Genomic DNA, 25,280 nt, shown 5'->3' on the forward strand with positions numbered 1-25,280 from the left:
AACAATCAATTATGGATTAATAGTCCAAGAAGCAAAATACTGCTGCCCGATTAATCCAGCCCCAATTACTTGATAGTATTCTTTACCGCCAATATTAGCAGCACCTAATTTTACTACCGATTTCAATTTTGGAATCCCATAATTAACCTGAGCATCAATTACAGTCGCAGATTTAATCATACCATCAGCAAAACCAGCTTGCCATAAATACTCACTGTTCCATCTTCCGCTAACATTAAATCCGAAATTCTTAAACAACTTATCATTTCCAATTGACATTTTCACTCTATGTTTTGGTGTATTAAAGCCAGGCTCAAAACTTGGATCTTTTGCTTGATCAAAATCAAACTGAGCATAGTTATAATTTACTCCTAGCTCAAAGTCAGAAATAATTTTTCTAGAAAGCCCAACTCCAAATCCTAACGAATTTATTTCTACGTCTGAATTAGTATACAATTGATATGTTCTATATTCACCATTCTGAAGCGCTCTAATTGACTGAACGCCTGGATCAGAAGTTCCTGCAGCAATATTAGGATCATCCTGAGCAGTCCCATAGAAAGGAGAAACTACATTTAAATTACCAATAAAGTCGTTGTAAATATTATAGTATCCATTAATATCAATTGATGTTCCTTCAAAAACAGAACGATACCCTAACTCAAAAGCTTTTACTTGTTCAGGCTTTACGTAATTAGCTCTAGATTTTTTTAATAGAGCCGCCGCCGCAACTGGATCACTTCCTGCCATTGCAGAAAATGCAGTTACAGAACTTGCTATGTATGAGTTTCCATAAGCATCATTACCATTCATCACTTTTGTAGGACTTCCTGTATATGACTGACCTTCTGCACTAAGATTAAAAGTTTCATTAAATCTTGTTAAGTTATCAGGAGCAGAACCAAGCAACACTGCATTTCCAATATTAAATCCTATATATTGATCTTGAGTTGTAGGGTTTCTAAAACCTGTTTGGAAAGATCCTCTGAAATTGTGATTTCTTTTTTCACCAGCCGAATACACAAGAGACAAACGTGGAGAATAATTACCATCGAAATTTTTAGACTTATCGTAACGAAGAGATCCCGTGAACTTCAATCTATCATCTAAAAATTTCTTCATTAATTGTGCATACGCACCATATTCATTATAATTTATCTGACTATCAGCATCGGTATAGATTCTTCCGTGAGAGTTTAACTCATATGCTCTAAAAGAACCTCCAACCTGAATTTCGGCAAATTTTATTATGTCTCTAAAATTATAATTTGCATCTGAATGATACATTTTCGAATTATCGACCAATCTTGATCCAGTTAAAACGTCTGGATCACTTATTACTTGACTAAATGCATTTTTAAACTCTTGTGTACCAGGTAAAAAACGACCTGTATCAGCAGTAGATCTTGCAGCTGCGTGAGCCTGCTCTGGTGTCATACCTGCTAAAGTCCCTTGAATAAACGCCCCTGCGTATTGACCAAACCAAGTATTATCATCTTTCCATTTTCTGTTTATATTGATACCTGTAAAAATCATATCATAAGATTGACCTCCATCTTCTCCAGTCATATATCCTCTCACAAAAAAGTTTTTCCCTTTAAACTCTAACTTATGCTGCTGCATAAAAAAGTTATTTAAGTAATACCTGTTAGCACCTTGATAAACTGCATTTCCAGTACCAAATTTACTCTGCCAGATAATCTCTAATCTTTCATCTCCAAAAGGTCTTCCATGCAAAGAAAAATCAATCTTTGTATTTGCCGCTTTGTTATCTGTTAAATCAATTTCATTATATCCTGTTCTACTAACCATAGAATTCGGTAAAAGATTAGACGCTCCTACCGGAATCAACCCCATTGCTTCTAATTTCTGACCAACACCTTTAATATTTGTAGCAGCCTCATCTCCATAAACGTTTATACCGTCATAACTTGGATTTGCCCTATCAATACCAGCTCTTGTTTTATCATCATAATTTGTAGCATACCAATCTGTAGCCTGCATATAAGTAAAGTTTGCTTTGGCTGCAAAATATTTATTAAATGCATGAGCGAATCGAATACCAAAATCATAAAAACTATTTGTACCCGCCGCTTCTTGTGAAGTCGCACCATATTTAAAGTAAGTCGAAATACCTTGATTCGTAAACGGACTTTTACTAGTCATAAACAAAATTCCATTAAAAGCGTTAGCTCCGTACAATGCAGACGAAGCTCCTGGAAGCAATTCCACACTTTGAACATCGATTTCTGAAACCCCAATCATGTTCCCTAAAACAAAATTCAATAACGGAGAAGCATTATCCATTCCATCTACCAACTGCATAAAACGAGTATTTGCAACCGTAGCAAACCCTCTAGTGTTGATCGACTTGAACGACATACTACTCGTATTCATCTGCACCTCCTTCATGTTTTCCAAACCATCATAAAAAGAAGGAGAAGCCGTTCTTTTAATTTCTTGAACCCCCATTCTTTCAATAGTCACAGGAGACTCTAAAACTCTTTCAGGCGTTCTTGATGCCGAAACTACAATTTCATCTAGCTTTGTTTCTTCACCTTTTAAAATCACATTTATTTTTTGATTTGCCGCTGTTACACTTACCGTTTTAGATTCAAATCCTACCGCAGAAACCTTTACAGAAAAAGGCAGTTTAGCAGTGGTAGTCAATTTAAACGATCCGTCAAAATCAGTAGAAGCACCGGTGTTTTCTCCTACAACAACAACATTGGCACCAGGAACAGATTGCTTGTTACTATCTGTAACCGAACCTGTAATTGTATTCTGCGCAAAAGATATTCCGCTGAATAACAACATAATTAGCAAGTAGACTCTCATTAGGGTTAGTTTTTTTTGTTAGTATATATAGCCAAAATACACAAATATTTTAATATGCATAAAAAAACGTTAAATAAAATTGATATTTATCATGATTTTGCATAATATTTTAACTATTTACTAATTCATTTTATTAAAATAAAAACAAAGAAAACGTAAACAAAAATCAATTTACTATGCATACATATAAATTTTTATCAAAAAACTGAAAAATTCATAAAAATACATAGGCTCAAAAAAATTTTTGACAATAAAAAAAAGCGAGACCTAAATCTCGCTTTTTTAACATATTTATATTTTATTTTATTTTGACTCTACTTTTTCCAACCTTCTATTTAACTCTATAATCTTCTTATTCTGCTCTATTGTATATAAGGTCATTTCTTCTATTTTTTGAAGTAGTTTCGCATTCATTTCTCCTAGCTTTATTCCATTCTGTAATACCTCATTTTCATTTGGAATATTTTCTAGATGCCCATTTTCAACAATATGTTTTTCAACTTCTTCAAGAGTTGGTAAATTATACTTTTTTTTAAAAACAAAATCTGACCAATTATCCATGTCTACTTTCACTTCTTGTGAGTGGATAGTGCCGTTGACATCCAGTTTGTTTTGCGGGCTTGTTGTACCAATTCCAACATTTCCATTACTCGATACTGTCAATTTTGGACTTTTATAATCCCCTTTACTAACAATCCAGGAATTAGTATGTAAAGCACCAAAATACCAATTATCAGTTCCATCTTTAAGCTTAGTTTCTATTCCAGAAATAAATCCACCCTCATCTGTATCTCTTTGCAAAATTAACCTCGGAGAATAACTACGAATTGTTACATCTCCATTTGCTGGATATTGATTAGATTGAGAAAAGAGAAAATTTGTGAAAAACACAAAAATACCAAGCTTAATAATTATTCTATTTTTCTTCATTTTTTTCTATTAAATGTTTTAAACTTTGATTCATTTCCATTATGCCACACGAAAGGATTCGTGCAGGAGCGGGCGGTATATTGCAGACATTTTCATTTTTCTATTTTTATTTTTTCTAATTGTCTTACTAACTCCCTAAACTTTTTATTAGAATCCATTTTCCTAAACTCATCTCTATCTATTTCTATTTTTTTAATTACTGAATCATGCCAGCCATAATCATTAAAATTCATATTATTTTAATTATTCATTTAAAAAATATAATTTTTGCTAAAACAAACCTTCTCCTTCTAATTTGATTTTAGTTTCTATTATTTTTTTCTTTAACTCATCTATATCAGAAAAGGCCTTTGAATCCATCATATGGTCTTCCTCGTATTGAGAAAATCTACTTGTAACTTCATTGAGTTCAGAAAAAAATATTTTTTCATTATTTGTAAAGGCATTAACATTAATTTCTAAATCATATGAGTAATAAAATTCATTACAAAAAGTTGACTCATCAATCTCATTCAATAAATATTTATTAATTAACCAATACAATCTCCTTTTGTCATTTTTTTTGTACATATTTAGTTTTATTATTTTTTTGTATAATATTTAAAATGCCATATCGAATTTGTTGCTTCATCGTATAGAACTTCAAGGTTATATACTTTACCATTTCTCCACATTTCTGCAGTATGCATTAATGCTCTTGACCCTCTTGGATCAACTACTCCCTTTGAACTCTTAATAGCTTGTTCTAAAATTTGAACCGGAACAACTCTTGCCGGCTCTGTCATATGTATACCGGCAGCTCTTCCAAAATTAAAAAGTTCATTTCCACTTTTAACAAATCTGATTTCAGACAAAGCACTTTTCGCTTCAGCAGCACCCATTATACTACTATAAACATCAACCAATCCCATTACTGCCTGATCTGTAGAAGTAGCAGAACCATCTAAATTACGCATACTTGAGTCTCCTACACCCCTACCCATAAAATATTGTCCGGTGGTATTTATTCCGTTAGCGATAGTGTAGATAAATCTTTCTCCTGGCTTACCTTGAGACAAATATGTCCAATTAAAACCTAAGCTACTATGTTGAGTAGGCATTTGAATGTTTGCATACCTACTTTTATTAGACGGAGGGCCATGCTGTTTATGACGCCCAAAAATGTTATTTAGACTTATTTTGTCTTTTCTCCATCTATCCCAATTCTTCAAATTGAAATTTTTGTTAAGCCATCTGTCTATTCCATAATCTTTTCCAAATTGTTCAATATCCCAAGAAGTTCCTGTTTGGTCTCCCGGTCCAATACCTATTCCACAGCCTTTACAGTCTCCACCTTGAGATGCATTACCGCTTGGATCAATATATAACAATGGGTTATTATACACATACCCATACTGGTTGTAATTTTGAGTATTGGTTATATCTTGTATATAATTGTCTGTTTGTAAGAATCTGTGCAACATTGGGTCGTACAAACGGGCATTCATATTAATTAATCCTACACTTTGCAGATGTTCATGACCTGTATAACCGCGGTCTAAAACTGTTAATCCCGCAAGCGCAGTTCCTGCTCCATTTTCCACTTTAATAATAGCCCCCCAAGCATCAAACAAACGTTTTTCTACCACATTGGCATTGGCATCTGTAACAGCCAAAATAGTCCCCTGATAATCGCGATGTAAATATAAATAATCTGCAGTAGTAACCCCATTACTTTTTAGCGCTACTGGTGCAGTATAGCCATCGCCTCCTATGTAAGTAATAAATTCGGCAGTACCTGTTTTTATATTCTCTTTGATTTCCATGGTGCCATCTGCGGCATAATGTTTACGTAGAGGTCTTAGCTCTTCCTCTTCCATGCTTCCGTAGTACATGGTACTGCGCTGGTTATTCTCATTATAAGTAAAACTTATTTTATCTATAGTGCTTTCTGTAATTTGGAGCGGGCTTTTAAAAGCGTTGTAGGTAACATCTAATTTCCTCTCTGTACTTTGTGCGCCATCTTTAAAACTGCCTTCTCTATTGGCATAATAAGCATACGCTTCTGGCGTAAGAGCAATAGACGTATTTTGATACGGTTTTGTTGAAGTTCCGTATTCATAAGTTCCTAAAGAGTTGTTTTTTATTTTACCAGAAGACTCATAATTTTGTGTTTCCTGAGTTCCTAATGTATTGGTAAATTCCACAAGTCGGTCCAATTCATCATACTTAAACTTCTCGGTATAATTATTAAATATACTATTGGTACGATTCTCTAAATTATCTGTTTTAAAATCGAATTTTGTATCCAATGTCAAGACATTACCTTGATTGTTTGCCTTATCGTATTTAATTTTTTCTATATAACCATTCGTATCATACTCGTTGGTATTTATTATGCCATTTCCTAAAACACTTTCTTTAATTTGTCCTTTTGCGCTTAATGTATTGGTTTGCCAAAGCAGTTTTTTGGTATTATTGTCAACAATCTGATACAATACTCCATTTTTATATTCTCTCTTTATGACTACTATACTTCTTTTAGAACCTAATTGTGCTTCTTTGGTTTCGGTGCTTATTCTTCCTAACTCGTCATAAGAAAATGCAGTTGTAAACTTTGTAACTCCTGTTTTGTCCTCTTCTATTTTTAGAAGCCTTTTAAAAACATCGTCGTAAGTATAGGTTGTGATAATCTTATTGGTTCCTGTTGGCTGTTTTTTATCTGTAAAAGTAGTTTTAAAAAGCAGTTTGGTCGACGAATTATATTCGTAAACTGTTTCGGTATCTGTTCCAGAACCCGTAACTGTTTTTTTGATTGGCTTGCCATTTTCGTCACGAGTTATCGTGGTCACGACTTCTCCGTTTTTACTGATTTCTACTTCCAGCTCTCCAAAATCATTGTTTTTATACGTATATACACCCGCTGATGGATCTGTTACTTTTGTTTTGCGTCCCCAGCCGTCTTGTTCAATGTTTATTTTTACTCCGTTATAATCGGTCTGTTTTAGATTTCCGTTTGCATAATAATCATATTTAATTGTTCCGCCAGTTGTTTCTGTAGTCGAGATTAGATTTCCAATAGCATTTTTGGTAAAGCTTTTTGTTTTATTTCCGTCAATAAGTGTTGATGTCAATCCATTGTACAAAGCTGTAATTGTTCTTGAAGTAAATGACTTGCTTTGTTCTGGTCTGCTGTAAATATCAAATTTAGTTTCGTTCCATTGAGACGCATTCGATCCAAAATAAGGCTCGCTTGTTTTATAATTTCTATCGAAAATATCATACATAAAAGATACAGACGAAAAATTGCCATTTAAGTCTTTTTGAGATGTTTTAATTTTTCTACCCAAATCATCAAATGTTTCTTCTACTGCGCTTCCGTCCAATGCGTCTGCAGTAACAGAGATAATTGTATTTTCTGCATTTCTAGTATACTTATAGCTTATTGTTTTATTTAATTTATCATCTTTTGCTGTCAATCTTTTAAACCATGAATCGTAAGTATAAGACGTAGTAAGATTAAACGGGTTGGTTTCAGATTTTAAGGTTCCATTAGGATTGTATTCAAATTGTGTTGAAAGCTTTTCTGAGTCCATAATTTTTGTCAAAAATCTGCCTGAAACATCATAACTATAAGTTGTTTCTCTAGGTGTCACGCCAACAACTGTTATTTTTTTATTTACAATATTTCCGAAACTGTCATAATTGTTATTCTCTGTAATATAATTGGTATTGGTTCCTTTTCTTTTAACTTGGCTAAGAAGTCCGCTGGCATTATAATCATATATTTCTTCTGAGCTCATTGTACTTCCTGTAATTGAGACACTTTCAGATTTATTTGATGGTCGTCCAATTATGTAAGGCGATGATGCTGTATTATTGTAGTAGGCAACATTTGAGACAGTTGTCTGCACTGTTGAAGCGCCTTCCTTTATAATAGCAGTAGATTTTACTGGATTATTGTATGCATCATATTCTGTATTTTCTTCACTATTGGTATTAGTAAGAGTATTAAATTGTTTTGTACTTGTATTAGTCAATTTAAAAACCTTATTGCTCAAAAGACTTTTTTCATAAGCCAAGACTGATTTTGTTATATAATCTGTAGGCGTATTTGGAGAATCATTGGCTACTGGATTTATTTTTGCAGAAAATGTACTTCCTGCTTTTATCACTGTTTTTGGCTTTAATATAATACTTTCTGTAGCAACTAAATTATCAGACGTGGTTACATTGTAATCTTCACTTTGGCCTTTTATAATTATATTAGATGTTTTAGCGCCAATTTTCTCTATCAATGGCTCTCTAAATCCCTGAGCATAATAATTCTCAACATTTGCTCCTCTTAAATCCATATCGTTTTTCACAATATTTGAGAACATTGGGTTATTATCATTATACCAATCTGTTTGTGTTACTGAACGAAACCCCATAAATCCAAGTCCTTCTACATTTGATACAGCGCCATAATAAGTAAATAATTTCTTTTTATAATTATCCTTACTCTGTTGTTCCAGTTTTGAAACCACGTAAAGGTTAGGATCAATAAGAATATCCAAATTGGGTTAAACGGCAATTTCTTTACTAGGCTTATAAATTGGCGTATTTTGATACGTATTTGCAAACTGTGTATTTAATGGAACATAACTAAGTGATTCTTGAACTCCATTACCATCTGTTATATTGGTTATTAAATTTTGTTTTTTATAATCATATCCAGAATTAAAAAAATGTATTCTATTTTGATTGAAAAAAGCGATTTCAAGTGTTGAATTAACTTTATTCCTTATTTGGTTTGACACATTTAACGATTGAGGCAAATATACAGGCAGTGCATAGATATTAATATCTGCTTTTGGCCCAGTACTATTTACGTTTGGCTTATTTACAAAATCACCATTTGTATTTCCAAAACACTGTATAGTAACATATCCTTGTGCATTTTCAGTAAAATTCAATACTTTTACTAAGTCTGTTCTGCCATCATTATTGTAGTCTGTCGCGATGTAATTATAAGTATAAGACGAGTTGTTAGAACTAAAATCTACTGAATATGCTTTTTCTTCCTTTATAAAAGTGCTTCCTGTTGAAGTATATTTCCACCATTGCCCCTTATTATAAATTCTTGGAAATAAAATATCCGATTTTCCATCTCCGTTAAAATCTCCAATTAATATTGGATAATCAGTAGAAAAAGGATTATTCATCGAAGAATACAACACAATAAGTTTATTGTTTGCATCTAGTGAATAAACAGACAAATATCCATTGTTAAATATATATATATCAGACTTTCCATCTCCATTAAAATCACCAATTTCTATTTTAGTTTTACTTGACACAACTATATTGCCTGCAAGTTTCATGAAATCTGCAGCATTATCTCTCTTTAAATCAATAAAGTAAGTCTTTGTCGATGTATAATCTCCATCATGGCAGGGTCTTTCATAATCACATTCTTCTTTTGAAATGTGAGGCATATCAATAACGAGAATATCTGTTAAACCATCTCCATTAAAATCTCCAGAAAGTATTCTTTTCGGAAAAACTGCACCTATTCCATTTAATGTATAACAATTAGAATCACAATAAGTATAATTACCTGATTTTGGAAAACTAACAGTCCTATCGTATTGCTTTTTGACATTAGGGATTCCTAAATATTGAACCATACTATATACTGAAAAAGTATAATCAGTACCATTTTTTTTAGCAACAACCCAACCTTGAGGTAAAACTTTATTTTCTTCACTTAAAAATGTAGCAGGAAAAATATCTTCAAAAGCACCAACCTTATGTTCTAAGCCCATGTTAAATCCTGATTCAATTCCTGCGTATAACCAATACTTTGTTTTAGCTTCTGCTCCCAAAGTTGGATAAACCAAACAATCCATTTTGCCATCAGCATCAAAATCTCCAGAGACTGCTGCAACATTTAAAGATTTTAAATTTCCAATATCAACTTTAGCGTTTATATCTAAATATTTAATTTCCTCAGAAACCATATTATAATCAAAAAGGGTCGGATTATAACTTTTTGTAGCATCACCACTAGTTTCTGTAATTTTATTAATCCGATCAACGTTTAAATAATCTAAGCTATAATTTCTAAAACCTATTCCATTTGTAAAGACTTTGATTGCTTTAAGTCTTTTACTTCTTATTATATTTTTTCCTCCAACATAAATATTATCAGGGACTCCTCTATCCTCATAAACAAATTTTACTTCATTAGGCTGAGAATTATTTCCAAGGGCTCCAAACTTGATTGAATCAATATATAAAGTATTATTTAGCAATATGTAACTATAATTAACACGAACTCCTTGAGCGTTTTCAAAATATAAAATAGACCATTCCATAATTGATCTAGAATCTGTCGAATTGCCATAATAAGCTTTTGATCCATCTGGATACTCAACTAAAAAATAGGCTGGACCATAATTTGAACCATAAGGAGAAACTCCATAGGACGTTATTTTTAAGTTTGAAAAATATTCGGTCTCATAAATCGTCCTATCAGCTCCATAAACTCCATTTGTTCCATTTTTCACTATTAACCTTTGCCCATCAAGCGCGAATCTGTCTAATGCATTAAAATCGACAGGATCAATAACTCCATCATGAAATTTAGTTGATGGAATTCGTGTTATAGATGAAATTCCCGACATATCCCAGCCTCTAGCTATATTTCCATTAAGTCCATTTTGACTGTTATAAGTAATACTTACAGAAGGCTCAATACCATTAATTCCTTGTGGAACTTTTATAGGAACTGTATAATTTGCATTACCATTTAATGAAACTGATAGCTCTCCTTCTGTAACACCAACTTCTGCAGACTGTCCAAAACCAAATAACCCAACAAATAAAAACAATAGGCTAATATAAAACTTCTTCATTATGAACTACTTTTTAATGATTTTAATAGATTTTTCTCCTCCATCTCTATAAGAAAGCAAGACCAGATAAACCCCAGTAGTATATTGCTGAAAAGGGATGCTTAAATTATTAGTATTGGAATTAGGCTGAAAAACTCGCAATACTTGTCCCGCCATCGAATAAACCTGTACAGAAGCAACATAATTATCATGTGCCAATTCCCACTGTAAATAAAGTTCTTCTCTTACAGGGTTTGGGTAATAGGAAATAACATCTTCGGGAGAGAATTTTTGTAAATCATTTTCAGTTAAAGCTTCTGGTTCTACAATATCTTTTGCAGATTTAGCCGAACAATTGATACATAATGTTCTCGTAATTTGATTTCCTGCTTGATCGTAGCTGAAATTGAGCTTGGTTTGAGCAAGGGAAAAAAAGCAGCAATGAAGAAAAATAAGGAGTAGAATTTTTTGCACGGCATATAAAGTTTGAAATATTTCTTACAAACATATAAAATAATTATATTCTTACAAATTTTATCTTAATTTTAACTTTTGGGCACAAAAAAAGCGAGACCTAAATCTCGCTTTTTTAACATATTTATATTTTAAAATAGAATCTTATTCTACCGTCACCGACTTCGCTAAGTTACGAGGCTGATCAACATTACAACCTCTCATTACAGCTATGTAATAAGAAAGCAACTGCAACGGAATTGTGGTAACTAATGGCGATAATGCATCTGAAGTTTCTGGAATTTCGATTACATAATCTGCCAATTCGCGAACTTGAGTATCTCCTTTTGTAACTACAGCAATAATTTTACCGCTTCTAGATTTAATTTCCTGAATATTACTTACAATCTTATCGTAATGCCCTTGTTTTGGAGCAATCACAATAACCGGCATAAATTCGTCAATTAAAGCGATTGGACCATGCTTCATTTCAGCAGCAGGATAACCTTCTGCATGGATATATGAAATCTCTTTTAATTTCAATGCACCTTCTAAAGCAACTGGGAAATTGTATCCTCTACCTAAATAAAGACAGTTTGGCGAATCTTTAAATGCAGCCGCAATTTCTTTTGCTTTATCATTAGTCTCTAATGCTTCAGCAACTTTCTCAGGAATAATTTCTAATTCTTGAAGATACGTATGGAAATCTGTGTTTGACAGTGTCCCTTTTGCTTTTCCTAAACGTAAAGCAATCATATTTAACACAGTAATTTGAGTAGTAAATGCTTTTGTAGAAGCTACTCCAATTTCTGGCCCTGCATGTGTATAAGCACCCGCATGGCTTTCTCTAGAAATAGAAGACCCCACTACGTTACAAACTCCAAATACAAATGCCCCGTTTTCTTTAGCCAATTTAATAGCCGCCATAGTATCTGCCGTTTCACCAGATTGTGAAATAGCAATTACTACGTCATCTTTATTGATAATTGGATTTCTGTATCTAAATTCAGAAGCATATTCTACCTCTACAGGAATACGTGTAAATTCCTCAAAGATATATTCTGCCACTAAACCTGCATGCCATGAAGTTCCGCAAGCTACGATCAGAATACGTTTTGCATTTAAGAATTTCTCCAAGTTGTCTTCAACACCAGCCATCTGAACAATTCCTTCATTTGCATGAAGTCTTCCTCTGTAAGTATCTTTAATTACACTTGGCTGTTCATAGATTTCTTTAAGCATGAAGTGATCATACCCTCCTTTTTCAATCTGCTCCAAATTCATTTGAAGTTCTTGAATATAAGGATCCACTAAAGAGTCATCTTGGATTTTTCTAATTTTAATAGGTTTATGCAATCTAATATTTGCCATTTCGCCATCTTCTAAATAAACTGCATTAGAAGTATATTCAATAAATGGTGAAGCATCAGAAGCAACAAAATACTCCCCTTCTCCAACTCCAATTGCCAAAGGGCTTCCCAATCTTGCAGCAACAAGTTCGTTTGGATTTTTTTTATCAAAAACAGCAATTGCATACGCGCCAACAACTTGGTTTAATGCAACTTGAACAGCTTTACCCAATTTAAGATTTTCGTTCTTTTGAACTTCTTCGATTAAATTAACTAAAACCTCAGTATCTGTATCCGATTTAAAAGTATATCCTCTTTTGATAAGCTCCTCTTTCAAAGGCGCATAATTTTCAATAATTCCGTTATGAATGATCGCTAAATCTCCAGAATTAGAAAGATGAGGATGCGAATTCACATCATTAGGAACCCCATGAGTTGCCCAGCGTGTGTGTCCAATTCCAATATTTCCGTTTGTTGTAAAACCTTCATTGGCTTTAGCTTCAAGATCAGAAACTTTACCTTTGGTTTTACAAACTTTAATGCCCGCCTCTTCGTCATACAACATAACGCCGGCACTATCATATCCTCTGTACTCAAGACGCTTTAATCCTTTTATTACAATAGGATAGGCATCTCGATGACCGATATATCCAACAATTCCACACATATATATTTATTAATTTGGTTTCGTGTAGTATACTTCGAGTTTCAATCTTTTCTTTTCTTGTTCTGAATCAGGTGAACCACCTTTCTTCCCTCCAAATAAGACTGTCCCCAAAGGATTCATGACTGATGTTCTTGGTGCTGCAGAAAAATATTTCGCAGGCTCATCTGGTTTATCCTTATTCAATTGAATTTTTTCCTTTAACGCATTAAACGTAAGTGTTGTAGCACTTTGAGAAACAACCAGTCCTAAATCAACATTTTTAGCCGTTGCATCCTTAATCAGATTACGGATATGGCCTGTGATTCTAACTTTATAACTCTTCCCTCTTTTATCAGACCCTACAGTAATCAACCCTCCATAAGTCGAAGAAGCATCTGTAGAATAATCTAATAAAATAGTATTATTTGTCAAATCGTATAAAAATATTCTATTTGGCTCTTCTGTTCCTGCCATTTTATCAGCATCAATAGTAAATACCAGATTAGCTTCATTAACCTTCCAATTCTTAACTACAGCATTGCTTCTCATTTCATCTAACTGATCCGGAACGCCATTTGCTCCGGTTACCGGCTCCCCTTTAGAATTATAACTCAACACATCAGTCGGATTAAAAAGTCTTAAGACCGCTAATGAACCCTGACCTCCTTTTAAATAGAGTTTTTCATCTCCATCCGTTTTATTTACGTTTGTTGTAATAGCACTTGTATAATCTGGATTTCGAACATCTTCAAGAAAACTGGCAGTATTTGATGTTGTTGCGCTAGCACCCTTCAAATTCAAAACAATTGTTTTATTCTCCGTAGCATCACCATCTGTTGTAGATTCTGTTTTAGCCTTGTAATAAACGGTAATTTTACCATCATTAAAATTTATCAAAGCCATATTGCTTGGATTAGCTCCAGACTTTTCTACATTAAAATACAAACCTCTAAAATATTCTTGAAAAAGATCCTCTGCTGAAAGTTTTGAAGCAGTGGCATTCAATATCTTATCTTGAAAAAACTGCTTATTAAGATCCAATGTCATTTGAGGTTTTTTCCTATCCGTTGTAACCACCTTAGTAGTAGGATCAGTGGTTTTGATTACAATTTCTTTAGCATCAAAAAAGAACTCATCATTTTGCAAAGTATTCTCTTTATCATTTAACCTTGCTCCTATTTTTTTATTAAAAAATTCAGTGTTTTGATCTGTATAATAAAATTGAGGCAACTGATTACCGCTATTAAAATAGCTATATCTCATCTGAATTCCAGACTCATATATACTTAATTTAAATTTCCCATTTTTATCACCGTAAATAGAATCTAACTCATAAGTGCTATTCCCTTCTTTATCGGTACTGAGAACATGGCTAAAGTAAGGAATCTCTATTTTAACACTATCAATAACTGGCGATTCACCAATTGTTGGAGAATATGACGCAAGCCCGATCTGAGTTACAAAATTTGCTGTTGTAGTTCCAAAAAGCGGATTATCAAAAATACCTAAAGCATTTGTCACCATATTATTTGACTGAATAGGCGTAACTTCTTGATTAAAAGCTAAAACATCATATTTTTCAGATTCAAGTCCAAAGTGGTCATCTCCAATCAAACCTTCACCAATAGCATTAAAATCTTTGTCACAAGAATATAGAAAAATAGCCATTACAGCCAAAAGAGATTTCTTAAAAAAAGAAGTTTTATACATGTCTAATAATAAAATTAAAATTTAAAGTCCAAATGTTCTGTAGAAATTTGTATAAGCATCAGCAAATCCATCTTTCCCGGCGAAAGGTAAAAAAGGTTTTCCTGAAGATTCTATAAATTTTGTTAAACTTGGAGAAACATTTTCCGACGCAATAATCACCCCATCAGAATGTAAAATACTGGCTTTTAAAACATTCTCGTAATTTGGAGTTTCTAAATCTGACACAGCTTCATGAGGAACACCGTCAAATTTAACTTTATTGATCATCTCTAAATCTAAATTTTCATCAAACGACTGTCCGTAAACAGATGTAATAATTTTAGTTTCAGAAAACAGTGCTTCATGTTTATAGTAATGCTTCATATAAATTGGAAGCATTGCTGCAAGCCAACCATGAACATGTATAATATCTGGAACCCAGTTTAATTTTTTTACAGTCTCAACAACACCTTTTGCAAAGAAAATGGCTCTTTCGTCATTATCGGGATACAAAGCACCTTCTTCATCTGTAAAAGTTGCTTTACGTTTGAAGTATTCATCGTTATCGATAAAATAAACCTGGATTCTTTCTTTCGGAATAGAAGCTACTTTAATAATCAACGGCATGTCTAAGTCATTCACTACCAAATTCATTCCTGAAAGTCTAATCACTTCATGCAATTGGTGTCTTCTCTCATTGATATTCCCATATCTTGGCATGAAAATTCTTATCTGACCACCTTGATCGTTAATCATTTTCGGTACGTCATAAGACATTAAAGAAACCTCATTTTCAGCCAAATAAGGCACGACTTCAGATGATACGTATAATATCCTCTTATCTTTCATAATAGTATTTTACTTAATTTTGGTAATAAAAACGTCGCAAAATTACAAAAATTTATGCAGTTTATAACTAATATATTATGTTTGCACTAAATTTTAATAATACCTCAATGCATATTTTCTACAGTAAAGCAGCGTTGATAGCCTATCTTAAAACTATCAAAACCACAAATTCAACTATCGGATTTGTACCGACAATGGGCGCTTTACACCAAGGACATTTGGCTTTAATGCAACGTTCGCTTAAAGAAAACGACGATACAGTTGTAAGCATTTTTGTCAATCCAACACAATTTAACAACCCAGAAGATTTAGCAAAATATCCTAGGACACTAGAAGAAGATGTTAAGAAAATGCGTACATTAAGTGATAAAATTATTTTATACGCACCTTCTGTTGAAGATATTTATGAAGGAAATACAGTTTCGCAGCCTTTTGATTTTGACGGATTAGAAAACCAGATGGAAGGAAAATTCAGACCTGGACATTTCAATGGTGTTGGAACAATTGTTAAAAGGCTATTCGAAATCGTAACTCCAACAAATGCTTACTTTGGAGAAAAAGATTTTCAGCAGCTTCAAATTGTCAAAAAATTAGTTGAAAAAACAGAATTGCCAGTAAATATTGTTGGATGTCCAATTTTTAGGGAAGAAAATCAGCTTGCAATGAGCTCTCGTAATGAACGTTTGACAGCAGAGGAAAGAAAAGATGCGTCGATCATTTACAAAACTTTAACCGAGGCAAAAGAGATTTTTCAAAATCATAGTCCGCAGGAAACAATCGAATTTGTAGAAAATTCTTTCAAAGATAACAAAGAGTTCGAACTAGAGTATTTTGTTATTGCTGATGAATCAACACTTTTATCTATCGATAAGAAAGAGAATGACAAAAAATACCGAGCATTTATAGCGGTATTTGTTAATTCTATAAGACTGATTGACACCATTTCATTAAATTAATCTAACTTTGCATCATGCAAATTCAAGTTATAAAATCAAAAATTCATCGTGTTAAAGTAACAGGTGCCGATTTAAATTATATTGGCAGCATTACTATTGATGAAACTTTACTAGAGGCTTCAAATATTATTGAAGGCGAAAAAGTATCTATTGTTAACATTAATAATGGCGAACGTTTTGAAACTTACGCTATTAAAGGTGAAAAAAATTCAGGCGAAATCACTTTAAACGGTCCTGCAGCAAGAAAAGTTCAAAAAGATGATATCATCATAATCATTTCTTATGCAACCCTAGATTTTGAAGAAGCAAAAACCTTCAAACCTTGGATTATTTTTCCGAATGAAAATGACAATTCTTTAACCTAAGACTTTCTTTTTCTTACCGAATTTCCCTACTTTGTCAAAAGTCAATTTTGAACAAAAAAGCTCTTCTTTGGTCTTAATCTAAAATGATTTTGACCATAAAACACTCTGCTTCAATTTTTAATCTACGTAACAAAGAAGCAAATAAAATAGTATATTGCTACACTATTTTCAATACGTTTTAATTTACTGAAATGCCACAAATCATGAAAAAAGTTTACCTACTAACACTTTTGATTTCGTTCTCGTCGTTTGCCCAAAAAACGTTCGACAACATTAAATCAGAAAAACTGGGAGAAGAACGAAGAATTACGATCGGACTTCCTGCTTCTTACGAAGCAAACAAAGACAAAAAATATCCTGTTCTTTATTTATTGGATGGAGATTACTTATTTGATCCATTTTCTGGAGCCGTAAGTTATGGAACCTATTGGGATGATATTCCAGAAATGATCATTATCGGGATTCATCAAAACAAAGACGAAGAACGCTATGATGACACCACAATAGATCAAAACGAAGGTTTGCCATTTGAAAAAGGCGCAAAATTTTTCGAATTTATTGGAGCTGAATTAGTTCCATATATTGAAAAAAAATATCGCACCTCACCTTTCAGACTTATCGCAGGTCATGATGTAACAGCAAGTTTTGCTAATTTTTATTTGTACAAAGAAATACCGCTTTTTAATGCCTACATCTGTTTAAGTCCAGAACTTGCTCCAAAAATGGAAGTGCGCATTGCGGAGAAATTTGCAAAAGTAAAAAGTCCTATTTTCTATTATCTTTCTGCTGGAGAAGGTGATATCAAGAAAATTAAAGAACCAATAGATAAATTAAACAGCAATATTAAAATCGCTAATAATCCGTTAGTGAATTATAAATATGATGTATTTAAAGGCGCAACACATTATACAGAAGTATTGCATTCTATACCAAGTGCATTATACCAGATTTTTGAAGTATACAGACCTATAAATTCTGCCGAATACAACGACAAAATTGCGGTTCTTCAAACTGGTTATGCAGAATATTTAGAAAAAAAATACGCGACAATGTCTGAAGTTCTAGGAGTTCAAATTCCTGTTAGAATGAGCGATTTTAAAGTAATGGAAAATCTTATTTTAAAGAGAAACGCTTATGATGAATTGGGAAAGATGGCCGAAATTGGAAATGTGAATTACCCAAAAGCTATGTTGGGAGAATATGAATTAGGTTTGATGTACGAAAAAATGGGCGATCCTAAACATGCTTCAAAAAAATACCAAAACGCTTCACAAATGGAGCCAATTGGTGATTTGAACAAAGACTTGATGTATGAGAAAATTGACGAAATGAATACACTTGCTAAAAAAAGTAAATAATGTCAAAAGTTAAAACTTCCTTTTTCTGCCAAAACTGCGGAACCCAATATGCTAAATGGCAAGGGCAATGCAACGCGTGCAAAGAATGGAATACGATTGCCGAAGAAATCATTCAGAAACAGGATAAAGTGGCTTGGAAAAGTGAGCCTACTCCAACCAGCAAAGCGCCAAAGCCTTTAAAAATTAATGAAATTGATTCGACGCAGGAAGTTCGAATGGACACAACCGACGGCGAATTGAATCGTGTTTTGGGTGGCGGACTTGTTCCTGGATCTTTAACCCTTTTGGGCGGAGAACCCGGCATCGGAAAAAGTACACTTTTGCTTCAAGTATCATTAAAGTTACCTTATAAAACATTATACGTTTCTGGAGAAGAAAGTCAGAAGCAGATAAAAATGCGTGCAGAAAGAATTACACCAAACAGTGACAACTGTTATATTCTTACTGAAACAAAAACTCAGAACATCTTTAAACAAATCGAAACTATTCAGCCTGAAGTAGTCATTATTGACTCCATTCAGACTTTGCATACCGATTATATCGAATCGACTGCAGGAAGTATTTCTCAAATTCGTGAAACCACTGCCGAATTAATCAAATTTGCTAAAGAAAGCAATATTCCCGTAATATTAATTGGGCACATTACCAAAGACGGAAATATCGCAGGACCAAAAATCCTAGAGCACATGGTCGATACCGTTTTGCAGTTTGAAGGGGACAGAAATCATATTTATAGAATTTTGCGTTCGCTAAAAAATCGTTTTGGTTCGACTTCAGAACTTGGTATTTACGAAATGCTCGGAAGCGGTTTACGAGAAGTTAGCAATCCTTCAGAAATTCTAATTTCACATAAAGACGAAGAATTATCTGGAACCGCAATTGCCACAACTCTTGAAGGCATGCGTCCGTTGATGATCGAAATTCAATCTTTGGTTAGTACCGCAGTTTATGGAACTCCGCAACGAAGCACAACAGGTTATAACGCAAAAAGACTAAACATGATTTTGGCTGTTTTAGAAAAAAGGGCTGGATTTCGTTTAGGCGCAAAAGATGTTTTCCTGAATGTAACGGGAGGGATTTCTGTTGACGATCCTGCCATTGACTTGGCTGTTGTTGCTGCAATTTTATCTTCTAATGAAGATATTCCTGTTGGAAAAGGTTTCTGTTTTGCTGGCGAAGTCGGACTTTCTGGCGAAATTCGCCCTGTAAACCGTGTGGATCAGCGCATTCAAGAAGCTGAAAAATTAGGTTTCGATACTATCTTTGTTTCTAAATACAACAAAATTGCTTTAAAGAATACAGGAATTAAAATTGAACTTGTGGCAAAAATTGAAGATGTTGCAAGTATACTTTTTGGTTAATTTTTTCTTTTTGCCACGAATTACACAAATTAAACACGAATTTTATTTTAAATTTAAAATCTGAATTTATACATTTTACATTATCTAAAATTAATTCGCGTAATTCGTGACAGACAAACAATACTACGTTTCAAAAATTTCTAAATTCTTTTGAAAACCAACTTTATGAATTTTCCAAAACAAAAAATATACAAAGCATTAAAAATACTAGGAATCGTAATTTTAGTGCTTTGCATCGGACTGTACTATTTTCGTAATTCACTTTTAAAACAAGCCATTGCAAAAGTTACCCATAAAATGGCTGTTCAGTACAACAGTAATTTTTCTGTTGAATCGGCCTCATTTGATGGTTTATCTACAATAAAATTGACAGATGTTGTTTTGGCGCCAATTAATGCTGATACGCTTGTCAAAATAAAGAATGTGGAAACCAGCATCAGCTTAAGCAATTTACTTATTGGAGATGTTCAAGTTGGAACTTTAAAAGTAGACAATGGCTATATTCAATTAGTAAAAAAAGGCAAAAAACGAAATTTTGATGCTTTTCTAAAAAGAGATCGTGAAGAAACAGAATCTAACGAAAAACGCAAATATGCATCGTTCGCTTACCGAATCATTTCGAAAGTACTAAATCTAGTTCCAACCGATATGGATTTGAAAAACTTCAAATTCAAAATCGACGACAATGGAAAACAAACCAATATTGATGTAGACAAACTCGTTTTAAGCAACAAACAGCTTGAAACCAATCTTCATGTTCAGGCGAAAGATTTTGATCAGCGCTGGAACATTAAAGGATTTGCTGATCCGAGAAATAAAAAAGCTGACATTCGATTTTTTAATCTTGATACTGGAGCCATTCGCGTTCCGTATTTGGATCAGCGTTATAACCTAAAAGCAAGTTTTGATTCTATTCGATTGAATGTTCAAAACATTGACAAAAGTGGCAGCGAACTTCATATTGACGGTTATACTTCAATTGCCAATCTTAAAATCAATCATCCAAAAATTGCCAGTAAAGATGTGGTTATAAAAAATGCCCGTTTTGACTACCGCTTTTTATTGGGAGACAGTTTCATCTCGATCGACAGTACTTCAACAATGCAGTTGAATAAAATCAAAGTTCGTCCTTATATCTCTTATGACACCGAAAAAGACACGGTTTATACTTTGAAAGTGGATATTCCGAAAATGAAGGCGCAGGATTTTATCGTTTCACTTCCCGATGGATTGTTTACACATTTTCAGGGAATGCAGGCAACTGGAAATTTTGATTATAAACTGGATTTCAAATTCAATAAAAACAAACCAAACACACTTGTTTTTGACAGTAAACTCAACAAAGAAGATCTACGAATCACCAAATATGGAGAAGCCGATTTAAATAAGCTAAATGGCGAATTTGTTTATCGTGCCATTATTCAAAATGTATTGCAAAGACCTATTTTGGTTGGAAATGCAAATCCGAATTATACGCCTTTAGATCAGATTTCCCCTTATTTAAGAAAATGTGTTTTAACGACAGAAGATCCATCTTTCTTCTCTCATCGCGGATTCATTAATGAGGCTTTCAAACAATCTATTCTAAAAAACATTAGAACCAAGAAATTCTCTCGTGGTGCTAGCACAATTAGCATGCAGTTAATTAAGAATGTCTTTTTAACTCGTGAAAAAACACTTTCGCGAAAGCTTGAAGAAATCCTATTGGTTTACATTTTAGAAAATAATAGAATTGTAAGCAAGGAAAGAATGCTGGAAGTGTATTTCAACATTATTGAATGGGGACCAAATGTTTATGGAATTGGAGAAGCAAGCCATTTTTACTTCCAAAAAAGCCCTTCAGCTTTAAATGTAGACGAATGTCTGTACTTGGCAACGATAATTCCGAAACCAAGAAAATTCATGTATCAATTTAATGATGAAGGTAACTTGAAAGATTATGCTATTAAAAATCAGAAATTCTTAAAGAATTTAATGTTCCGAAGAGGGCTTTTAGTTCCGGAAGATACAACTGGAATACTACCTGTTTACATTTCAGGAAATGCACGTTCTTTAATCAAAATTAAAATTCCAGATTCTACAGCAGTCAAAACAGATTCTTTAGCTGTTGATGATGAATTTGATTTATAGTTGTTTTCTGCCACGAAGGCACTAAGACACAAAGTTTTTTTCTTTTTAATCTCGCAATCCCGATAGCTATCGGGAGCAAAGTTTAATCCATTAAATTCAATAGCGTCCAGCTTTAGCTGGATGAAAATATAAATGCAAATCAAAGGGCTTTAGCCAAACTTTACTAGTTTGGCTAAAGCCCTTTTCTATTTCGATCATAACCCCCTAGCTTAAGCTAGGGGCTATTAAAAAAAACTTTGCTCCCGATAGCTATCGGGATTGCGAGATTAAAAAAACTTCGTGTCTTAGTGCCTTCGTGGCAAAAAAACTTAAGGCGCTGGATCAGGAATTATAGCCTGAACCGCATCAATTTCTGCTAAGATTTGTTTAGAAAGAACTACATCAATAGTGTCGATGTTTTCTTTCAATTGTTTCATAGTTGTTGCTCCAATAATAGAACTTGTCAAAAATGGCTGTTGCAATACAAACCCCATTGCCAATTGCGTTAACGTTAAACCATGTTTTTTAGCAATTTCCAGATACAATTTGGTCGCTTCGGTACATTGGTCGCTATTGTAACGTTTGTATTGCGGAAAAAGATTAACTCTCGCTTTTGGGTGACTTTCTCCAGTTAAGAATTTTCCAGTCAAAATACCGAATGCTAAAGGCGAATATCCCAATAAACCAACATTTTCGTATTTTGAAACTTCTGCAGAATTTACTTCAAATAAACGGTTCAATAAAGAATACGGATTCTGAACAGTTTTGATTCTTGGCAGATTATTGTATTTGCTTTCTTCCAAAAGGCGCATCATTCCCCAAGCGTTTTCATTTGAAACTCCAATATGTTTGATTTTACCTTCTTTAATTAATCCGTCAAAAGTTTCTAAGATTTCTCTGAAATTATCTTCCCAAACATCATCGTGCCCGTGAAAAGCGCGCTGACCAAAATTATTCGTTTTTCTTTCTGGCCAATGCATTTGATACAAGTCAATATAGTCTGTTTGAAGTCTTTTTAAACTATTTTCAACTGCGTATTTAATACTTGCTGGAGAAAAATCCAATTTCTCACGCATATAACCAAAATTCGGATTTGGACCAGCAATTTTAGAAGCCAAAACCACTTTATCTCTATTTCCTGATTTCTTAAACCAAGTTCCAATAATTTTTTCTGTGCTTCCGTAAGTCGCTTCACTCGCCGGAACCGAGTACATTTCGGCAGTATCAAAAAAATTAACGCCTCTTTCAAGAGCGTAATCCATTTGTTCGTGCCCTTCTGCTTCTGTATTTTGTTGCCCGAACGTCATCGTTCCAAGGCATATTTTACTAACTTTTATATCGGTGTTGGGTAATGTAGTGTATTTCATTCTTTTTTGAGTTGCTAAGGTTCTAAGCCGCTAAGATTCTAAGTTTTCTAATTTTGAGTTATAAAGCTTCAAAGTTACGAACGGATTTCTCAAATCTAAAAATGAGAAAGGTTAAAAAAAGTACAAGATTTATTTTGAGAGGCTAAGTTTCTGAGATACTAAGATACTAAGATGCTAAGTTTAGATTCCAATTAATAAAAAAAGGGTTGAAGTAAAACTTCAACCCTTTTTTAAAATCTTAGAAACTTAGTATCTCAGAACCTTAGCACCTTTAATTTATACTATTCAACATCTCCGCAATCTCATCTAATCTTGGAGTCAAGATAATTTCGATTCTACGGTTTTTTGCTTTTCCTTCTGGAGTTGCGTTACTTGCTAGCGGAGAAAATTCGCTTCTTCCAGCAGCAGTTAATTTTTGTTTATTGATTTTTGGGTTTTCGCTTAAAATAGCTACAATTGCTGTTGCTCTTTTAGTTGATAAATCCCAATTGTTTGCAATTGGTCCAGAACCAGCATACGGATCGTCGTCTGTATGTCCTTCGATTAAAACAGAAAGATCTGGATTATCGCCTAAAACTTTTCCAAGTTCTACAACGGCTTTTCGTCCTTCAACACCAACTGCCCAGCTTCCTGAATTGAAAAGCAATTTGTTTTCCATAGAAACATATACTTTTCCATTTTTCTGTTCCACCGTTAAACCTTTACCTTCAAAACCATTTAAGGCTTTAGATAGTGTTTCTTTCAGTTTGCGCATTGATTCTTCTTTTGCCGCAATCATATCTTCTAATTCTTTCAAACGATTAGCCGTTTTATCCAAACGAGCTTGTTCGTCTGCAAGAGCTTTTCCTTTTGCCTCTAATTGTGCTAAAAGCTCACGGTTTTTAGCCATGTTTTTCTCTAATGCATCATTGCTATTTTTCTCCAATGCATTGTAAGAGTCCTGAAGCACTTTATATTTCTTTTGTTCTGCAGCAAGATCGGCTTTTTGTTTTGCCAAATCATCATTAGCAGTTGCTAAATCTTTAGTCAATTTATCACGATCGGTTTCTAACTGATTCTTCGCTTTCTTTAAACTTTCGTTTTCATCAGTGATAGAGCGGTTTTCCTTTTTTAAATCTGAATATTTTGTTTCCAGATCATTATAAATTTTCTTAGAAACGCATGACGTTGTGGATAAGGCTAATGCCAATAATCCGATGGAGGCTTTTTTAATCATCTTACTTTAATTGGTTTTTATTTTAGGCGTTTAAAATCTCACAATTTCAAAATTCAAAATCAATTCTTGAATTTAAACCACCTTTCTCTCAACAAGAACAATACCAAAAATTAGTCAATTTCGACTAAAATAGGGCAATGATCTGAATGCATAGCGTCTGGAAGTATAACAGCTCTTTTTAATCTATTTTCTAACGCATTGCTTACCAAATTATAATCGATACGCCAACCTTTGTTATTTCCTCTTGCCCCTGCACGGTAACTCCACCAAGAATAATGGTGCGGATCTTTATTAAAATGACGGAAACTGTCAATAAAACCAGATTTCATAAATGCATCCAGCCAAGCACGTTCTGCCGGAAGAAATCCTGAAACCGTTTTATTACGAACTGGGTCGTGAATATCAATCGCTTCATGACAGATATTATAATCTCCGCATATTATCAGATTTGGAACCGTAAGTTTCAATTCATTAATATAATTTTGAAAATCATCCATGAACATAAATTTGTGATCCAATCTTTCAATATTTGTTCCAGACGGAAGGTATAAACTCATTACAGAAACATCATCAAAATCTGCACGAAGATTTCTTCCTTCAAAATCCATGTGGTGAATTCCTGTTCCGTAAACAATATTGTTTGGCTTTGTTTTAGAAAGAATCGCCACTCCGCTGTACCCTTTTTTTGTTGCAGGATAGTAATATTGAAACGGATAGCCTGCTGCTGTAATATCATCAACTGGAATCTGATCTTGTGTCGCTTTTATTTCCTGAAGGCATATTACATCAGGATTTGCTTGCTGCAGCCACTCGATAAACCCTTTGTTTATTGCCGCTCTAATTCCATTTACATTATAAGAAATAATTTTCATTAGTGATTTTTTTAGGATTTCAAATGTAATAAAAAAGTGCAAAGTTTGTCTTGGAAACAGCG

General features: G+C 33.5%; 18 protein-coding genes. 5 read left to right on the forward strand and 13 right to left on the reverse strand.

Annotated features, from left to right (window positions below; all coding sequences use genetic code 11):
• Positions 1-9: 9 nt before the first annotated feature.
• The 10 genes from AC5ZCW_RS03910 to AC5ZCW_RS03955 form a co-directional block, all read right to left on the reverse strand.
• Positions 10-2,838, reverse strand: a complete 2,829-nt coding sequence (locus tag AC5ZCW_RS03910) for a TonB-dependent receptor domain-containing protein (RefSeq protein ID WP_496118074.1) — start codon at positions 2,836-2,838, stop codon at positions 10-12.
• A 303-nt stretch (positions 2,839-3,141) separates the two neighbouring features.
• Entirely contained in the window at positions 3,142-3,768 is a 627-nt protein-coding gene (locus tag AC5ZCW_RS03915; RefSeq protein ID WP_496118076.1) for a hypothetical protein, read from the reverse strand.
• A 92-nt stretch (positions 3,769-3,860) separates the two neighbouring features.
• Entirely contained in the window at positions 3,861-4,001 is a 141-nt protein-coding gene (locus AC5ZCW_RS03920; protein WP_343540927.1) for a hypothetical protein, read from the reverse strand.
• 37 nt (positions 4,002-4,038) lie between these two features.
• Complete coding sequence (locus AC5ZCW_RS03925; RefSeq protein WP_343540926.1) at positions 4,039-4,338, reverse strand: hypothetical protein; 300 nt, start codon at positions 4,336-4,338, stop codon at positions 4,039-4,041.
• Positions 4,339-4,349: 11 nt separating this feature from the next.
• Positions 4,350-8,306 (reverse strand): RHS repeat domain-containing protein, encoded by a 3,957-nt coding sequence (locus AC5ZCW_RS03930; RefSeq protein ID WP_496118078.1) that lies wholly within the window; start codon positions 8,304-8,306, stop codon positions 4,350-4,352.
• 6 nt (positions 8,307-8,312) lie between these two features.
• Positions 8,313-10,649, reverse strand: a complete 2,337-nt coding sequence (locus AC5ZCW_RS03935; protein WP_496118080.1) for an FG-GAP-like repeat-containing protein — start codon at positions 10,647-10,649, stop codon at positions 8,313-8,315.
• A 6-nt stretch (positions 10,650-10,655) separates the two neighbouring features.
• Entirely contained in the window at positions 10,656-11,102 is a 447-nt protein-coding gene (locus AC5ZCW_RS03940; protein WP_496118082.1) for a T9SS type A sorting domain-containing protein, read from the reverse strand.
• 144 nt (positions 11,103-11,246) lie between these two features.
• A complete protein-coding gene (gene glmS / locus AC5ZCW_RS03945) occupies positions 11,247-13,097 on the reverse strand; it encodes a glutamine--fructose-6-phosphate transaminase (isomerizing) (protein WP_496118084.1) in 1,851 nt (616 codons plus the stop codon).
• Positions 13,098-13,106: 9 nt separating this feature from the next.
• On the reverse strand, positions 13,107-14,786 hold the full coding sequence (bamH, locus tag AC5ZCW_RS03950; protein ID WP_496118086.1) for a BamH family beta-barrel-assembly machinery protein: 1,680 nt from the start codon (positions 14,784-14,786) through the stop codon (positions 13,107-13,109).
• 21 nt (positions 14,787-14,807) lie between these two features.
• Positions 14,808-15,614 carry a glycogen/starch synthase gene (locus tag AC5ZCW_RS03955; RefSeq protein ID WP_008465476.1) on the reverse strand — a complete coding sequence of 269 codons (807 nt, stop codon included), beginning with the start codon at positions 15,612-15,614 and terminating at the stop codon, positions 14,808-14,810.
• Positions 15,615-15,691: 77 nt separating this feature from the next.
• Between AC5ZCW_RS03955 and panC the strand changes: the two genes are divergently transcribed.
• From panC to AC5ZCW_RS03980, 5 genes are all read left to right on the forward strand, one after another.
• Positions 15,692-16,570, forward strand: coding sequence for a pantoate--beta-alanine ligase (gene panC / locus AC5ZCW_RS03960; protein ID WP_496118088.1), 879 nt, complete (start codon positions 15,692-15,694; stop codon positions 16,568-16,570).
• A 14-nt stretch (positions 16,571-16,584) separates the two neighbouring features.
• Complete coding sequence (panD, locus tag AC5ZCW_RS03965) at positions 16,585-16,935, forward strand: aspartate 1-decarboxylase (protein ID WP_008465481.1); 351 nt, start codon at positions 16,585-16,587, stop codon at positions 16,933-16,935.
• 203 nt (positions 16,936-17,138) lie between these two features.
• Positions 17,139-18,293 (forward strand): alpha/beta hydrolase, encoded by a 1,155-nt coding sequence (locus AC5ZCW_RS03970; protein ID WP_343540918.1) that lies wholly within the window; start codon positions 17,139-17,141, stop codon positions 18,291-18,293.
• The gene (gene radA / locus AC5ZCW_RS03975) at positions 18,293-19,654 is read left to right on the forward strand and encodes a DNA repair protein RadA (RefSeq protein ID WP_111377621.1); all 1,362 of its coding nucleotides are present in this window, start codon (positions 18,293-18,295) and stop codon (positions 19,652-19,654) included. The genes AC5ZCW_RS03970 and radA overlap by 1 nt, the downstream gene beginning before the upstream one ends.
• Before the next feature lie 165 nt (positions 19,655-19,819).
• The gene (locus AC5ZCW_RS03980; RefSeq protein ID WP_496118091.1) at positions 19,820-21,784 is read left to right on the forward strand and encodes a transglycosylase domain-containing protein; all 1,965 of its coding nucleotides are present in this window, start codon (positions 19,820-19,822) and stop codon (positions 21,782-21,784) included.
• Between the two features lie 308 nt (positions 21,785-22,092).
• Here AC5ZCW_RS03980 and AC5ZCW_RS03985 read toward each other — a convergent pair whose 3' ends face one another.
• The 3 genes from AC5ZCW_RS03985 to AC5ZCW_RS03995 all read right to left on the reverse strand — a co-directional run bounded on the left by AC5ZCW_RS03985 (position 22,093) and on the right by AC5ZCW_RS03995 (position 25,218).
• Entirely contained in the window at positions 22,093-23,130 is a 1,038-nt protein-coding gene (locus AC5ZCW_RS03985) for an aldo/keto reductase (protein ID WP_343540915.1), read from the reverse strand.
• Between the two features lie 271 nt (positions 23,131-23,401).
• Entirely contained in the window at positions 23,402-24,346 is a 945-nt protein-coding gene (locus AC5ZCW_RS03990; protein WP_343540914.1) for an OmpA/MotB family protein, read from the reverse strand.
• Between the two features lie 110 nt (positions 24,347-24,456).
• Complete coding sequence (locus AC5ZCW_RS03995) at positions 24,457-25,218, reverse strand: exodeoxyribonuclease III (RefSeq protein WP_281634231.1); 762 nt, start codon at positions 25,216-25,218, stop codon at positions 24,457-24,459.
• Between the last annotated feature and the right edge of the window lie 62 nt (positions 25,219-25,280).

The sequence above is a fragment of the Flavobacterium sp. PLA-DH12 genome (assembly GCF_059511845.1).

Excerpts from the sequence above, each read along its gene's own strand:
- AC5ZCW_RS03910 (WP_496118074.1), bottom strand. The coding sequence starts at position 2,838 with ATGAGAGTCTACTTGCTAATTATGTTGTTATTCAGCGGAATATCTTTT.
- AC5ZCW_RS03915 (WP_496118076.1), bottom strand. The coding sequence starts at position 3,768 with ATGAAGAAAAATAGAATAATTATTAAGCTTGGTATTTTTGTGTTTTTC.
- AC5ZCW_RS03920 (WP_343540927.1), bottom strand. The coding sequence starts at position 4,001 with ATGAATTTTAATGATTATGGCTGGCATGATTCAGTAATTAAAAAAATA.
- AC5ZCW_RS03925 (WP_343540926.1), bottom strand. The coding sequence starts at position 4,338 with ATGTACAAAAAAAATGACAAAAGGAGATTGTATTGGTTAATTAATAAA.
- AC5ZCW_RS03935 (WP_496118080.1), bottom strand. The coding sequence starts at position 10,649 with ATGAAGAAGTTTTATATTAGCCTATTGTTTTTATTTGTTGGGTTATTT.
- glmS (WP_496118084.1), bottom strand. The coding sequence starts at position 13,097 with ATGTGTGGAATTGTTGGATATATCGGTCATCGAGATGCCTATCCTATT.
- bamH (WP_496118086.1), bottom strand. The coding sequence starts at position 14,786 with ATGTATAAAACTTCTTTTTTTAAGAAATCTCTTTTGGCTGTAATGGCT.
- AC5ZCW_RS03955 (WP_008465476.1), bottom strand. The coding sequence starts at position 15,614 with ATGAAAGATAAGAGGATATTATACGTATCATCTGAAGTCGTGCCTTAT.
- panC (WP_496118088.1), top strand. The coding sequence starts at position 15,692 with ATGTTTGCACTAAATTTTAATAATACCTCAATGCATATTTTCTACAGT.
- panD (WP_008465481.1), top strand. The coding sequence starts at position 16,585 with ATGCAAATTCAAGTTATAAAATCAAAAATTCATCGTGTTAAAGTAACA.
- AC5ZCW_RS03970 (WP_343540918.1), top strand. The coding sequence starts at position 17,139 with ATGAAAAAAGTTTACCTACTAACACTTTTGATTTCGTTCTCGTCGTTT.
- radA (WP_111377621.1), top strand. The coding sequence starts at position 18,293 with ATGTCAAAAGTTAAAACTTCCTTTTTCTGCCAAAACTGCGGAACCCAA.
- AC5ZCW_RS03980 (WP_496118091.1), top strand. The coding sequence starts at position 19,820 with ATGAATTTTCCAAAACAAAAAATATACAAAGCATTAAAAATACTAGGA.
- AC5ZCW_RS03985 (WP_343540915.1), bottom strand. The coding sequence starts at position 23,130 with ATGAAATACACTACATTACCCAACACCGATATAAAAGTTAGTAAAATA.
- AC5ZCW_RS03990 (WP_343540914.1), bottom strand. The coding sequence starts at position 24,346 with ATGATTAAAAAAGCCTCCATCGGATTATTGGCATTAGCCTTATCCACA.
- AC5ZCW_RS03995 (WP_281634231.1), bottom strand. The coding sequence starts at position 25,218 with ATGAAAATTATTTCTTATAATGTAAATGGAATTAGAGCGGCAATAAAC.